The organism is Limimaricola pyoseonensis (assembly GCF_900102015.1).
Taxonomy (GTDB): Bacteria; Pseudomonadota; Alphaproteobacteria; order Rhodobacterales; family Rhodobacteraceae; genus Limimaricola; species Limimaricola pyoseonensis.
In genome coordinates, this window is the sequence record NZ_FNAT01000002.1 from 427,792 (window position 1) to 441,943 (window position 14,152).

The 14,152-nt window shown below is 73.2% G+C and carries 13 protein-coding genes; 8 read left to right on the top strand and 5 right to left on the bottom strand.

Annotated elements, in window-relative coordinates; genetic code table 11:
- Positions 1-3 precede the first annotated feature (3 nt).
- The 4 genes from hflK (at position 4) to BLT43_RS05910 (ending at position 4,225) form a co-directional block, all read left to right on the top strand.
- Positions 4-1,185 carry an FtsH protease activity modulator HflK gene (hflK, locus tag BLT43_RS05895; RefSeq protein WP_090110963.1) on the top strand — a complete coding sequence of 394 codons (1,182 nt, stop codon included), beginning with the start codon at positions 4-6 and terminating at the stop codon, positions 1,183-1,185.
- A 1-nt stretch (position 1,186) separates the two neighbouring features.
- On the top strand, positions 1,187-2,344 hold the full coding sequence (gene hflC / locus BLT43_RS05900; protein WP_090110964.1) for a protease modulator HflC: 1,158 nt from the start codon (positions 1,187-1,189) through the stop codon (positions 2,342-2,344).
- Positions 2,341-2,535: a DUF2065 family protein gene (locus BLT43_RS05905; protein ID WP_090110966.1), complete on the top strand. Its 195-nt coding sequence runs from the start codon at positions 2,341-2,343 to the stop codon at positions 2,533-2,535. Before hflC ends, BLT43_RS05905 begins: the two co-directional genes overlap by 4 nt.
- A gap of 166 nt (positions 2,536-2,701) precedes the next feature.
- The gene (locus BLT43_RS05910; RefSeq protein WP_423222115.1) at positions 2,702-4,225 is read left to right on the top strand and encodes a Do family serine endopeptidase; all 1,524 of its coding nucleotides are present in this window, start codon (positions 2,702-2,704) and stop codon (positions 4,223-4,225) included.
- A gap of 85 nt (positions 4,226-4,310) precedes the next feature.
- On the opposite strand, the gene BLT43_RS05915 is transcribed toward BLT43_RS05910, so the two are convergent.
- The gene (locus BLT43_RS05915) at positions 4,311-4,829 is read right to left on the bottom strand and encodes a peptidoglycan-binding domain-containing protein (RefSeq protein WP_090110968.1); all 519 of its coding nucleotides are present in this window, start codon (positions 4,827-4,829) and stop codon (positions 4,311-4,313) included.
- Positions 4,830-5,005: 176 nt separating this feature from the next.
- On the opposite strand from BLT43_RS05915, the gene BLT43_RS05920 reads away from it, so the two are divergent.
- Both BLT43_RS05920 and BLT43_RS05925 read left to right on the top strand, forming a co-directional pair.
- Positions 5,006-5,329 (top strand): 2Fe-2S iron-sulfur cluster-binding protein, encoded by a 324-nt coding sequence (locus BLT43_RS05920; RefSeq protein ID WP_090110969.1) that lies wholly within the window; start codon positions 5,006-5,008, stop codon positions 5,327-5,329.
- Complete coding sequence (locus BLT43_RS05925; protein WP_090110971.1) at positions 5,329-6,021, top strand: FG-GAP repeat domain-containing protein; 693 nt, start codon at positions 5,329-5,331, stop codon at positions 6,019-6,021. The genes BLT43_RS05920 and BLT43_RS05925 overlap by 1 nt, the downstream gene beginning before the upstream one ends.
- On the opposite strand, the gene BLT43_RS05930 is transcribed toward BLT43_RS05925, so the two are convergent.
- Complete coding sequence (locus BLT43_RS05930) at positions 6,018-6,731, bottom strand: adenosylcobinamide-GDP ribazoletransferase (RefSeq protein WP_090110973.1); 714 nt, start codon at positions 6,729-6,731, stop codon at positions 6,018-6,020. The genes BLT43_RS05925 and BLT43_RS05930 overlap by 4 nt on opposite strands.
- A 70-nt stretch (positions 6,732-6,801) precedes the next feature.
- Here BLT43_RS05930 and cobT point away from each other — a divergent pair, with 70 nt between their 5' ends.
- Positions 6,802-7,812, top strand: coding sequence for a nicotinate-nucleotide--dimethylbenzimidazole phosphoribosyltransferase (cobT, locus tag BLT43_RS05935; protein ID WP_090110974.1), 1,011 nt, complete (start codon positions 6,802-6,804; stop codon positions 7,810-7,812).
- 29 nt (positions 7,813-7,841) lie between these two features.
- Here cobT and BLT43_RS05940 read toward each other — a convergent pair whose 3' ends face one another.
- Entirely contained in the window at positions 7,842-9,779 is a 1,938-nt protein-coding gene (locus BLT43_RS05940) for a monovalent cation:proton antiporter-2 (CPA2) family protein (protein WP_090110976.1), read from the bottom strand.
- Positions 9,780-9,822: 43 nt separating this feature from the next.
- Positions 9,823-12,723, bottom strand: a complete 2,901-nt coding sequence (locus BLT43_RS19440) for a hypothetical protein (protein ID WP_090110978.1) — start codon at positions 12,721-12,723, stop codon at positions 9,823-9,825.
- Between the two features lie 170 nt (positions 12,724-12,893).
- Here BLT43_RS19440 and BLT43_RS05950 point away from each other — a divergent pair, with 170 nt between their 5' ends.
- Positions 12,894-13,610 (top strand): SIMPL domain-containing protein, encoded by a 717-nt coding sequence (locus BLT43_RS05950; RefSeq protein ID WP_165612548.1) that lies wholly within the window; start codon positions 12,894-12,896, stop codon positions 13,608-13,610.
- A gap of 1 nt (position 13,611) precedes the next feature.
- Here BLT43_RS05950 and BLT43_RS05955 read toward each other — a convergent pair whose 3' ends face one another.
- On the bottom strand, positions 13,612-14,145 hold the full coding sequence (locus tag BLT43_RS05955) for a DUF421 domain-containing protein (protein WP_090110982.1): 534 nt from the start codon (positions 14,143-14,145) through the stop codon (positions 13,612-13,614).
- Positions 14,146-14,152: the final 7 nt, after the last annotated feature.

Consider the following 14,152-nt stretch of genomic DNA (forward strand, 5'->3'; position numbering starts at 1 on the left):
TTCATGGCTGGAAACAATGGCGGCCCCTGGGGCGGTGGCGGAGGCGGCCGCGGCCCCTCGGGCGGAGATGACGACCGGCGCCCGGGCGGACCGCAGCGGCCCCGTCGGCCGGGCGAGTCGCCGCAGATCGACGAATTGATGAACAAGGGCCGCGAGCAGCTGCGCGTGCTGATGGGCGGCGGTGGCGGCGGCGGCCGCGGCTCGGGCGGCGGCGACGGCTTCAAGCTGAGCCGCGGCACGATCGGCCTCGTCGCGGCCGGCGCGCTGGTGCTGTGGGGCGTGATGTCCTTCTACACCGTGCGCCCCGAGGAGCAGTCGGTCGAGCTCTTCCTCGGCCAGTACTCCGCGACCGGCAATCCGGGTCTCAACTTCGCACCCTGGCCGCTGGTCACCCATGAGGTGGTCAACGTCACCTCGGAGCGGACCGAGAACATCGGCATCGGCCGCGACAATGACGGGCTGATGCTGACCACCGACGCCAACATCGTCGACATCGGCTTCCAGGTGGTCTGGAACGTCTCCGACCCGGCCAAGTTCCTGTTCAACATCCGCGACCCGCAGCTCACCGTGCAGGCGGTGTCCGAATCGGTGATGCGCGAGATCATCGCCGCCTCGAACCTGGCGCCGATCCTCAACCGCGACCGCGGCGTGATCGCCGACACCGCGATGCAGTCGATCCAGGCGACGCTCGATGCCTATGAGAGCGGCATCAACATCGTCCGGGTCAACCTCGACCGCGCCGACCCGCCGTCGGAGGTGATCGACGCCTTCCGCGACGTGCAGGCCGCCGAGCAGGAGCGCGACCGGCTGCAGCGCCAGGCCGACGCCTATGCCAACCGGGTGCTCGCCGAGGCGCGCGGTGAAGCCGCGCAGACCATCGAACAGGCCGAGGCCTACCGCGCCCAGACCATCAACGACGCGCTGGGTCAGGCCAGCCGCTTCTCGGCGGTGCAGGACGAGTATGCCCGCGCACCGGAGGTCACCCGCCGCAGGCTCTATCTCGAATCGATGGAGCGGGTGCTGGGCGACGTCGACAAGATGGTGCTCGATCCCTCCATCGCGGGGGGCGAGGGCAGTACGGGCGTCGTGCCCTTCCTGCCGCTGAACGAGCTGTCGCGCAGCGACCGGTCGGGACAGCAGGGCGGCGCGAGCGCCGGCGCGACCACCAACGGGCAGGGGAACTGAGATGAAGAAGACCGCATTCATTCTGCCGGCGCTGGTCATCGTAGTGGCCGTGACGCTGTCGTCGATCTTCGTCGTGGACGAGCGCGAGAAGGCTCTCGTGCTGCAGTTCGGCCAGATCCGCCAGGTCAAGGAAGAGCCCGGTCTCGGGCTGAAGATCCCGCTGATCCAGGAGGTCGTCACCTATGACGACCGGATCCTGTCGCTCGACACTCAGACCATCGAGGTCACGCCCTCGGACGACCGCCGTCTCGTGGTCGACGCCTTCGCGCGTTACCGCATCTCGGACGTGGTGCAGTTCCGCCAGGCGGTGGGCGCGGGCGGCGTGCGCGCCGCCGAGGACCGGCTCAGCTCGATCCTCAACGCCCAGATCCGCGAGGTGCTCGGTGCCGACCAGGTGACCTCGGACACGATCCTGTCCTCCGACCGGCGCGACCTGATGACCCGCATCCGCGAGCAGGCGCAGCGTTCGGCCCAGGGCCTCGGCATCGACGTGGTCGACGTGCGGCTCAAGCAGACCAACCTGCCGGCGCAGAACCTCGACGCCACCTTCGCCCGGATGCGGGCCGAGCGCGAGCGCGAGGCCGCCGACGAGATCGCCCGCGGTAACGAGGCCGCGCAGCGGGTGCGCGCGCTGGCCGACCGGACCGTGGTCGAGACCATGTCGGAAGCCGAGCGCGAGGCGCAGGTGACCCGAGGCGAGGCCGACGCCGAGGCCAACGCGATCTTCGCGCAGGCCTATGGCGCCGACCCCGAGTTCTTCGACTTCTACCGCTCGCTTCAGGCCTATGAGCGGGCGCTGCAGGGCTCGAACTCGCAGCTGGTGCTGACCCCCGACAGCGCCTTCTTCGACTACCTCTACAACGACGACCTGCCCGAGGGCGTGGTGCCGGCCCCGGCGCGGGCGCGCGCCCCGGGCGAGAGCGCCGCCGGCGAGGCGTCGGCGACCGGCGACGCGGCCGATGCCGGGGTGATCCGGCTCGACACGATCGACGTGCAGCAGGGCGAGGATGGCGCGATCACCTTCACCACGCGCGATGGCCAGCCGATCGATGCGGAGGCCGATGCCGACGCCTCGGCCGACAGCCAGGCGCGGGTGCTCGAGCCGCGGGTGATCCCGCCGGCCGAGGAGGGCGCCGCCGCGGAGACCGCGACGCAATGAGCTGGATCCTGCTGGGCCTAGGCCTGGTTCTGGTGGTGGAGGGGCTGGCCTGGGCGCTGGCCCCTTCGCTTTTGGAGGACATGCTGGAGGCGCTGCGCCGGCTTCCGGTCGAACGGCGGCGGCTGGTCGGGCTGGCGGCGCTCGCGGCCGGCACGGCGCTGATCTGGGCCGCGCGCGGTCTCGGCGGCTGACACCCCCGCAGCTGCCGCCGGGGAAGGTCACGGGCCTTCACACCGCTTTGTCCCCGCGCGATGGGGCTTGAGTTGCCTCCGGCTGCCCTTAGGTTGATGGTCGCGCCGATCGGAACGATGGCGCCCGCCGCCCGTCCGGCCCGAGACGCAAAGCAGGAGTGAGCCCGTGAAGTCCAAGATCAAGATCCAGTCGCTTGTCACCCCCGCCCGTGCCGTATCGGTTCTGGCGCTCGGTGGCGCGCTCGGTCTGAGCCAGGTCGCGCCGCTGTCCGCCCAGGACACCGCCGTGACGCCCGATACCGAAGCCGAGACCACCGCCTCGGCCCCCGATGCGACCCGGCCGCTCACCTTCGCCGATCTGGCCGAGCAGGTCAGCCCGGCCGTGGTCAACATCACCACCGCCACCATGGTCGAGGCGCCGGCCGGGCCGCAGGGCATCGTGCCCGAGGGCTCGCCCTTCGAGGAATTCTTCCGCGACTTCCAGAACCGCGGCGACGGCGCGCCGCGCCGCTCCTCGGCGCTGGGCTCGGGCTTCGTCATCTCGGCCGACGGCTACGTCGTGACCAACAACCACGTCATCGACGGCGCCGACGAGATCAACATCGAGTTCTACTCGGGCCAGGAGCTCGAGGCCGAGGTGGTCGGCACCGACCCCAACACCGACATCGCGCTTCTGAAGGTCGATGCCGAGGAGCTGCCCTATGTCGAGTTCGGCGACAGCACCGGCGCCGGCGCCCGCGTCGGCGACTGGGTGATGGCGATGGGCAACCCGCTGGGGCAGGGCTTCTCGGTCTCGGCGGGCATCGTCTCGGCCCGCGGCCGGGCGCTTTCGGGCACCTATGACGATTACATCCAGACCGACGCCGCCATCAACCGCGGCAACTCGGGCGGGCCGCTGTTCAACATGTCGGGCGAGGTGATCGGCGTGAACACCGCGATCCTGTCGCCGAATGGCGGCTCGATCGGCATCGGCTTCGCCATGTCCTCCGACGTCGTGACCGAGGTGGTCGACCAGCTGCGCGAGTTCGGCGAGACCCGCCGCGGCTGGCTCGGCGTGCGGATCCAGGACGTGACCCCCGACATGGTCGAGGCGATCGAGGGGCTCGACGGCAGCCGTGGCGCGCTCGTCACCGACGTGCCCGAGGGGCCGGCGATGGAGGCCGGCATGGAAGCCGGCGACGTGATCCTGAGCTTCGACAACACCGAGGTCGCCGACACGCGCGAACTGGTGCGCATGGTCGGCCGTGCCCCGGTGGGCGAGGAGGTCCCGGTCGAGGTGCTGCGCGGCGGCGAGATGGTCGAGCTGACCGTCAAGCTCGGCCGCCGCGAGGAGGCCGAGGGCGCCCGCCCGGCTTCGGCGCCGGGCGGCGAGGACATGGGCCAGGCCGAGATGTTCGGCCTGACGCTCTCGGGCGTGACCTCCGAGCTCGCGCAGCAGTTCAACCTGCCCGACGGCGCGGAAGGCCTCGTCGTGACCGAGGTGGACCCGGCTTCCGAGGCGGCCGAGAAGGGCTTTGCCGCCGGTGACGTGATCACCGAGGCCGGCCAGCAGCCGGTGGTGTCGATCGCCGATTTCCGCGACCGGGTCGAGGAAGCGCGCGAGGCCGGCCGCAAGTCGCTGCTGCTGCTGGTGCGCCGCGGCGGCGATCCGCGCTTCGTGGCGCTGCCGCTGCAGGAGGGCGAGGAGTAATCTTCCCGGCCCGGAGCATCGACTGAAAGGGCGCCTTCGGGCGCCCTTTTCGCGTCAGGGGGTCAGGGGCCAGGGGGTTGGGGGGTCAGCGGCTCATCGCCTCGATCTGATCTCGTTCCAGCGCGACGATGCCGAGCCGCTGCGCCGAGGCCAGCGACAGCACCGGGCTGTCCGGGCCGCCGGTGGCGCGCTGGTAGGCGCGCACCGCCTCCAGCGTCGTCGCATCGAGCAGGCCGGTCACCGGCCCCGCATGGTAGCCGCGCGTGATCAGCGCGCGCTGCAGCGTCTCGACGAAGCCCGGCGTGAAGGCCGGCGGGCAGAGCGTCTCGAACAGGATCTCGCGGCGCTCCTGCACGATGCGCTGCCGCGTCACGCTGCGGTAGCTGGCGGGGCGGGGGCTGCCGTCGGCCGCGACGCCGGCGGGCCGCTCCACCACCTGCTCGCGCACCGTCTCGAGCACCGCCGGGGTGATGTCCTGCCCCATGCAGCGCCCGTCGGCCCGTGTCTCGATCCGCGCGGCCATGAAGGCGGGCACGGCGGGCTCGGCCCGCGGCGTGGCGCAGGCGGCGAGCAGGAGGAGGGGCAGAAGCGGGGTTCGGAACATCGGGCACCGGCGCTGGGTTACCGGGGCGACACTAGCGCGCCGCGGCGCAAAGGGAAAAGCCGCCGGGCCCTGCCTGGCCGTGGCGTGGCAGCAGCGCCGCAGCCCGCGGCTTTGTCACTGGCCCTGTGCGCACCGCTCGCCTAGACAGGCGGCGCAGCCTTCAGAAGGAGCCGAGAATGGCGAAGATCACCTATATCGAGCACGACGGCACCGAGCACGTCGTCGACGTGTCGAACGGCCTGACCGTGATGGAGGGCGCGCGCGACAACGGCATCCCCGGCATCGAGGCCGATTGCGGCGGCGCCTGCGCCTGCTCGACCTGCCATGTCTATGTCGATGAGGCCTGGGTGGCGAAGCTGCCCGAGAAGGACCCGATGGAAGAGGACATGCTTGAATTCGCCTACGAGCCCGATGCCGAACGCTCGCGCCTGACCTGCCAGCTCAAGGTCTCGGACGCGCTGGACGGCCTCGTGGTGCGGATGCCCGAGCGCCAGATCTGATGCGCGCCGCCGGCCTCGCCCTCGCGCTGGCCTGCGCCGCCGGACCGGGGCGGGCCGAGGGCGTGGTCGAGGCGCGGTTCACCGAGCCCACCACGCGCTACGCCCACGGCGTCTTCGGCGAGACCGAGGAATGGGGCGCGCTGGAGATGCTGGACGGCGCAGGCGTCCGCCACGTCGTGCGGCTGCCCGAGACCCGCGTCTTCGAGGATTTCGCGCCGCGGCTGGCCGATGTCGATGGCGACGGCGCGCTCGAGGCGGTGGTGGTCGAGACCGACGCCGCGCAGGGCGCGCGGCTCTCGGTCTACGGGACCGACGGGCTTCGGGCCGCGACGCCGTTCATCGGCACGCCGCAGCGCTGGCTCGCGCCGCTGCCGCCCGCCGATCTCGACGGTGACGGCCGGGTCGAGCTGGCCTATGTCGACCGCCCGCATCTGGCTAAGGTGCTGCGGGTCTGGCGCATGGAGGGCGGCGATCTGGTGCAGCTGGCCGAGCTGCCGGGGCTGACCAACCACCGCTTCGGCGCGCCTCGGATCGAGGGCGGGGTCCGCGATTGCGGAGAGGGGCCGGAGATGGTGCTGGCCGATGCCGATTGGCAGCGGGTCATGGCGGTGCGGCTGCAGGGCGACACGCTCTCCGCCCGCGATATCGGCCCCTACGAGCGCGGTTTCGAGGCCGCGCTCGGCTGCCGCTAGGCCGCCACGGCGGCGAGCACCAGGAGCGCCGCCATCTCCGTCACCTGCTGTGTCGCGCCCAGCACGTCGCCGGTCTGGCCGCCGATCTTGGCCCGCGCCAGCGCCGCGCAGCCCGGCGCGGCCAGCACCAGCGCGATCGCCAGCGTGACCACGTGCCAGCCCGCGAAGGGCAGGCAGAGCGCCAGCGCCAGCGCGCAGCCGCGTCCGAGCGTCGCCCGGTCCGGCCGCCCGGCCAGCCGCGCCAGGCCGTCGGCGCGGGCATGCGGCAGCGCGTGCATGGGCCAAAGCAGCGCCGCGCGGCTGGCCACCGCCGCCGCGACCAGCGCCAGGGGCCCCGCGACCGCGAGGGCCGACCAGCGGATCAGCAGCGACAGGCCGATCGCCAGCACGCCGTAGCTGCCGACCCGGCTGTCGCGCATGATCTCCAGCCGCCGCTCGCGCGTGTGCCCGCCCCAGAAGCCGTCGGCGCAATCCGCCAGCCCGTCCTCGTGCAGCGCCCCGGTCAGCACGATCTGCGCCGCGAGGCCGAGCGCCGCGGCGGGGCCGGGCGGCAGCCCGAGCGCGGACGCGATCCAGAAGACCAGCGCGGCGAGGCCGCCCACCGCCAGCCCGGCCAGTGGAAAGGCCCAGCCGTGATGCGGCAGCACCGGGCCGGGGCGCACCGGCAGCCGGGTCAGCAGCCCCAGGGCCGCACGGATCGCCTCGCTCATCTCTCGCCTCTTCCCAAACCGGTCCCGCCTTGGGTAGGCAGGCCGGAGCCGCGATGCAACGAGGATGCCCATGACCGCCCCGAACGACCTTGCCGGGTTCCGCGCCCGCCTCACCGACCTGCCGGGCCCCGACGACGCGGCCATCGCCGCCGCCCGGGCCCGCGACGCGCAGCTGACCAAGCCCTCAGGCGCGCTGGGGCGGCTCGAGGAGCTGGCGCTGTGGTATGCCGGCTGGCGCGGCGACGCGCGGCCGCGGATCGCGCGGCCGCAGGTTGCGGTCTTCGCCGGCAATCACGGCGTGGTGGCGCGCGGCGTCTCGGCCTTCCCGGCGGCGGTGACGGCGCAGATGGTCGGCAATTTCGAGGCAAGCGGCGCGGCGGTGAACCAGCTCGCCGCCTGCTTCGGGGCGCGGGTGACGGTGCGGGCGCTCGATCTCGACCGGCCGACCGCCGATTTCGTCGAAGGCCCGGCGATGAGCGAGGAGGAGCTGGTCGCGGCGCTCGTGACCGGCTGGGAGGCGGTCGATCCCGAGGCCGATCTCTTCGTCGCGGGCGAGATGGGCATCGGCAACACCTGCTCGGCCGCCGCCATCGCGCTGGCGCTGGAGGGCGGTGAGGCGGCCGACTGGACCGGCCGCGGCACCGGCGTCGACGCGGCCGGCCTCGCCCGCAAGACCGAGGCCGTGGCACAGGGGGCGGCGCGCATCGCGGGCGAGGCGGACCCGCTCGAGGTGCTGCGCCAGCTCGGCGGGCGCGAGGTCGCGGCGATGGCGGGCGCGATCCTCGCGGCGCGGCAGCATCGCATCCCGGTGATCCTCGACGGCTTCATCTGCTCGGCCGCGGCGCTGGTGCTGCACCGCGCGGCGCCGGGCGCGCTCGACCACGCCGTGGCCGGGCATCTGAGCGCCGAGGGCGGCCATCGGCGGCTTCTGGACGCGCTCGGCAAGGCGCCGCTCCTGTCGCTCGGCCTGCGGCTGGGCGAGGGTTCCGGCGCGGCGCTGGCGATCGGCGTGCTCAAGGGCGCGCTGGCCTGCCATTCGGGCATGGCGACCTTCGAGGAGGCCGGGGTCAGCGGCGGCTGAGGTCTGCGCCGGGTCTGCGCATGCCCGCGTCAGGCCCGGTCCTTGCTGCGGTAGCCGCTCTGGTAGTCGGCCTCCTCGGCCTCCTCCCGCGCCTCCGCGTTGCGCTCGAGCCGTTCGAGGATCGTGGTTTCGAGATCCTTGTTCAGCTCGCGCGCGCGCTTCACGTAGTCCTCGTTGCGGGCCACCGGCACCTCGGGGTCCCAGAGCTGCGCCAGCTCGCGCACACCGGCCCGGTCCTGATGGTAATAGGCCATCTCGACCTCCGAGGCCTCGAACTGCGACAGCCCCATGTGCTCGAGCACGTAGCGCCCGGCGCGCAGGCTCGAGTCGAACATCTCGCGCACGATGTCGTTCGCCCCGGCCTGGTAGAGCTGGTAGACATGCTCGCGGTCATAGGCGCGCGCGACGATGTGCAGGTCGGGCCGCACGGCGCGGGCATGGCGCACCAGCCGCAGCGCCGATTGCCGGTTGTCGAGCGCCACCACCAGCACCTTGGCCTTCTCGATGCCCGCCGCGTGCAGGATGTCGGGCCGGGTTGGGTCGCCGAAGAAGCCGGCGAAGCCGAAGCGGCGCATCGTGTCGATCATCTCCATGTCGTGGTCGAGCACCACCGTCTCGAAGCCCGCGCCCTGCACCAGCCGGCTGATCACCTGTCCGAAGCGGCCGATCCCGGCGATGATGATTGGCGCGTGGCGGTCGATCTCGTCGGGCTCTGGCTCGGCCTCGGCGGCGGCCGCGGCGGCGCGGCGGGTGAGCTGCTCGTAGAGGATGAACAGGAGCGGCGTGACCAGCATCGACATGCCGATCACCAGCCGGATCGTCTCGGCATCGCCGCGCGCCAGCACGCCCTGCTGCAGCGAGAAGGAGGCCAGCACGAAGCCGAATTCCCCGGCCTGCGCCAGCGCCAGCGTGAACAGCCAGCGGTCGCGGGTGCGCATCTGCGCCATCCGCGCCAGCAGGTAGAGCACGCCGCCCTTGATCGCGATCACCGCCGCGGTCAGCCCGACGATCTGCATCGGCTTGTCGAACAGCACGCCGAAGTCGATGCCGGCGCCGACGGTGATGAAGAACAGGCCCAGCAGCAGCCCCTTGAAGGGCTCGAGGTCGCTTTCCAGCTCGTGGCGGAACTCGGAGTTGGCCAGCACCACGCCCGCGAGGAAGGTGCCGAGCGCGGGCGAAAGACCCACGAGCTCCATCAGCACCGCGATCGAGACCACCATCAGCAGGCCGAGCGCGGTGTAGAGTTCGCGCAGCCGGGCGTGGTGGATGTAGCGGAAGACCGGGCGGGTCAGGTAGATCCCGGCAAGGACCACCACCGCCACCGCGCCTAGCGTCACCAGCGTCACCGCCCAGCCGGGCAGCCCCTCGATCAGCGTGCGCGCCGCCTCGATCTCCTTCTGGCCCGGCGTGTCGTGCAGGGCCTCCGCGCCATGCCCTTCCTCGCCGCCATGCCCGCCGATCGCCAGAAGCGGCAGGAGCGCCAGCATCGGGATCACCGCGATGTCCTGCGTCAGCAGCACCGAGAAGACCGATCGCCCGCCCTGCGTCTGCATCAGCCCCTTTTCCGAGAGGGTCTGCAGCACGATCGCGGTCGAGGAGAGCGCGAAGATCAGGCCGGTGGCCAGCGCCACGTTGGTGTCGAGCCCGAGCGCGGTGCCGGCGGCGAAGAGCGCGCCGGTGGTCAGCAGGATCTGCATCCCGCCAAGCCCGATCAGCCTCTGTCGCATGTTCCAAAGTGCCCGCGGCTCCAGCTCGAGGCCGATCAGGAACAGCATCATCACCACGCCGAACTCGGCGAAGTGCTGCACGTTCTCGGTCTCGGAGCCGACGAGGCCGGTCACCGGTCCGATGATGATGCCGGCCGCGAGGTAGCCCAGCACCGAGCCGAGACCGAGCCGCGCCGCGAGCGGCACCGCGATGACCGCGGCGCCGAGATAGATCGTCGCCTGAAGGAGAAAGCCCTGCATGTCTTAGCTATCGCCCTTCAGCGTCGCGAAGGCAACGTGCCGATCAGTCAGGAATTTTCAGAACCTGCGTGCGGCCGCGCTTGACGTAGTTCAGAACGTCGCCGCCGATCGCGGTCACCCGGCCGCCGTCGAGGCTGTCGCCGATGCCGACCCGCAGGTAGCGGCCATTGGCCAGCCGGACGAGGGCGCGGCGGTCGCCGGGGCGGCCATAGACACCGATCAGATTGATGTCGTTGAGGTTGATCGCGTTCGGGCTGGTCGCGGTGCGCGCCACGTTGCCCGGCACCGGACCGGTCGGCGCGACCGCGGCGTTGGCGACCTCGCGCGGGGCGGCGGCCTGGCCCTGCGGGCTGGGCGGGGAGCGGCGCAGCTGCTGGGCCACGACGCGGTCGAAGTTGCGCGGGCGGGTGCCGGGGCGGGGGGTCTGCGCGACGGCCTGCGGCGTGGCGTTGGCCAGCGGGTCGGGCGCGTCGCGCATGATCGAGGCCAGCGCGTCGGCCACGGAGGTGGCGCGCACCGGCGGCGTGGCCTCGGCCACCGCCTCGGCCAGCGCCTCGGATTGCGGATCGCGGCTGAGCCGCGCGGTCATCGGCGCGAGGTTCTCGGGCCGGCCGGGCGGGCGGGGCCCGGCGAAGGCCGGCAGCGGCGCGGCCTCGGCGACCGTCTCCTCGTCGGGGCGCTGGCTGGGGCGCAGCCCGTCCAATGCCACGCCGCCGGGCATGATCCCGGCCTGCGCGCCGGGGCGCGGGCCGGGGGCGGCGCTGCCCGGGCGGTTGGGCGGGTTCACCGGCGGCGGCCCCTCGATCACGGTCACGGCCGGGGCCTGCACCGGCAGCAGCTCGGCCTCCTGCGCCGGCGCGGCCGGGTCGTCACCGGCCTCGTCACCGGTCTGCGGCGGGCCGGTCTGCGCGGAGGTCGCGGCGACGGCAGGCTGGATCTCTGCGCCGGGGCGAGCCGGCGGGATCAGCGCCGGCGCACCGGCATAGACCACGAGCCCTTGCGGCGTGAGCGTGCCGTCCGGCGTGGCGGCGATGAAGCCGCGCGCGTCGCGCTCGTAGCGCGTTCCCGGTCCGGGCGGCACGGGCTGCGGCGCGGGCGCGATCTCGGGGGCGGCGGCGGCGAGGCGCAGCCCTTCGGGCTGGCGCGGCGCCGCGGCGGCCGGGTCGGGATGCGCGATGGCAAGCTCTTCCGAGCGCGGCACCAGCGGCAGGCGCGGGGCGCGCAGCCACACCCCGGTCGCGGCATAGACGCGGTCGGCCTCGGCCGGGCTGATCGCGCGGCCGCTGGCCGGCTCCGGCTCGGGGTAGTCGGTGTAGTCTACGGCCGGGGCGGGCGCGGCGGCGGCGGGCTCCTCGGCTTCGGTCGGGGCAGCCGGGGCGCTTGCGTCGTCCGCCGGGTTGGGCCGGGCCGCGACCGGCATCTGCAACTCCTGCGCGGAGCCGCCGCGCAGCAGGTTCGCCACCGGCTCGCGGGCGGCGCTGCCCAGCCAGACGGCCCCCATGGTCAGAGCGGCGAGCAGGATCAGCGCCAGCGCGATGTAGAGCCAGTGCGGCCCGGAGCGCGACCGGCTCTCGCGCGCGCCGAAGACGGTCATGCGCTCGCGCTCGCGGGCGCGGGCTTCGGCCGCGGCGGCACGCGGGCTGCGGCGGATGGCGGCGTCGCCTTCGGCGGCCGGCTCGGCCGGGCGCAGCGACTCGGCGGCGGCAAGGGCTGCGGCCTCGGCCTGCTCGGGATCGGCGGGCGTGTCGGTCGCGCTCGGCACCGGGGGCATCGCCGCGGGCGGGGCGCCGGGGCGCGGCACGGCGGGCGGCATGATCCGCGGGCCCGGCTCCTCGGCCGGATCGGCGCGCGGGGCCTCCTCGCGCCGGCCCGGTGGCAGGGGGGCGGTCGGTGGCGGCGGTGCCGGCCGGGCCGGGCCGGTCGCGGGCTCGGCCGGTTCGGCGGGCTCGGTCGCGGTCGCGTCGTCCGGCGCGGCGTCCTCGGTTTGCGGCCGCGCGGACGCGGCGGGGGCGTGCTCCGGAGCGAGCAGGTCGTCGTCGGTGTCCTGTGTCGCCGCCATGTCGGCCTTGTCGGGCGCAGGCGCGGCGGGCTCTTCCATCGCCGGGGTCGCCGGCTCTTCAGGCACCGGCGCGGCATCGGGGGCGGTCACTGGTGCCTGTGGAAGCGACTGTTCCGCCTCCAGCTCGTCATGGGGCGCGTCCGGCGCGTCCGTGTTCTGCGCCACATCGGGGGCCGGGTCTTCCGGCTCCGCGGTGGCAGGCACGTCGGCCTCTTCGGCGGCCATCTCCTCGGGTGCTGCGCCTTGCGCAAGGGTCTCGACCTCGCGCTCCGCGACGAGCGTGACCGGGCTGGCCGTTTCCGGCTCGGGCGCGGGGGCAGGGCTTGAGGCCTCGACCTCCGGTGCGGTGTCAGGGCTCGCGGGTTCGGCTTCGGGGGCAGGTTCAAGCTCGCGCACCGGATCGCGCTCGAGCGGCGTCGCGACACCGGTGGCCGTGCCGAAGACCGGCTCGGTCGGGAACTCCCCGTCATCGGGCAGGGCTGCGAAGCCGACCGGGCCCATCTGATGATCGCTGGCGAAGAGCTCGGCCTCCTGCAGCGTTTCGCGGGCGACGGCGGCCACGTGGGTGCGCCCGTCCTCGAAGACGTGGTCGTAGACGAGGTCGGCGACCGGGTAGGGCGTCGCGCCCTCCAGCGCGGCGGCGACCGCCTCTGGGCCGAGCTCGCCTTCGAGCGTCAGGTAGCGGATCTGGTCGCTCGGAATGATCAGCTTGCTGTCGATCCCGGCGGGCGAGATCCTGAGGGCGCGCGCCCGCAGGCGCGCCAGGTCGCCGGCAAGGTCCGGGCTGTCGAGCGGCACCTCGCCCAGCCGGACCCAGCCATCGGCCTCGCGATGCAGGAGACGGATGCCCTCGACCGAGAGCGACAGGGCGAAATTCGGTTTCATGGGCTCGGCCTTAGCACCGCTGGCGAGGGGGAGGAACTGATCCGCCGGATCGCCGCCATTTTGACGGCAGCTTTCCGCGCGCGCAAGGCATGGGGACCAACGCGGCACAAGCTGTGCTTGCACCATCGCCCGGCCGGGGCTTCTGTGGCGCCAGACCCACGGAGGACAAGATGAAATTCACCCGCATGCCGGCCTTCGCCCTGGCCGCCCTTCTCGCCCAGCCGCTCGCCGCGCAACAGGCCGCTGACCCGGCCGGGCCGGTCCAGACCGTTCAGCGCAGCCTGACCGTCAGCGGCGAGGGCCGCGTCGCCGCCGCCCCCGACCTCGCCCATGTCTCGATCGGCGTCAGCGAAAGCGCCGAGACGGCCCGCGCCGCGCTCGACGCGATGAACGCCGCCATGGCCAAGGTGCTGGAGCGGCTGACCGCCGCGGGCGTGCCCGAGGAGGACATCCGCACCGGGCAGCTGACGCTCGATCGCGACTACGCCCGCCGGACCGATGGCGCGCCTGAGCCGCAGGGCTTCGTCGCGACCACGCTGGTCGAGGTCGAGACGGCCGATCTCGACGGGCTGGGGATGCTGCTCGACGCGGCCGTAGGCGAGGGGGCGAACCGGCTGCACGGGCTGCGCTTCGAGCTGGCCGACCCGGCCGCCGCGCGCGACGAGGCGCGGCGCAAGGCGGTGGCCGACGCGCAAGCGCGTGCCGCGCTCTATGCCGAGGCGGCGGGGGTCGAGCTGGCCGAGCTGACCAGCCTGTCGGAGAACGGCTTCGGCGGCGGGCCGCAGCCGATGATGGAGATGCGCATGGCCGCCGATGCCGGCGTGCCGGTCGCGCCCGGGCAGGTCGAGATCACCGCGAACGTGACCATGGTCTACGCGATCGAGTGAACTAGCCATGGGGCTTCGGCAGGTCGGCGCTGGCATAGTCCGCGCCGCCGCCGTCCCCGGGCTTCGGGATCACGCTGAACGAGCCGTCGCTCTCCAGCACCACCGCCGCGACGTCCTTGCGCGCCGCGCCGCTGTTGGTGCGGATCGCGCTGATCAGCTCCTCCTCGGTGATCCGCTCGCGCCTGAGCGCGCCCTGCAGCACCCGGCCCTCATGCATCAGGAGGGTCGGTTCGGACCGCACGAGACGGGCGAAGCCGTCGCTTGCGACCGAGAGCTTCGCCACGAGATATTGCAGCGCGATCAGCGTCACGAAGGCGGTCAGCCCCTCGGCCAGCGCCACGCTTTCCGAGAGCAGGATCGTCGCCAGCGTCGAGCCCAGCGCCACCGTGACCACGAGGTCGAAGGCGTTGAGCTTGGCGAGCGTGCGCTTGCCCGAAATGCGCAGGAAGGCGACCAAGCCGGCATAGGCCAGCGTCCCCACCAGCAGCGTGCGCAGGATGCCCGACCAGCTCTGGAACAGCATCTCCTCGATCATCGCGGCC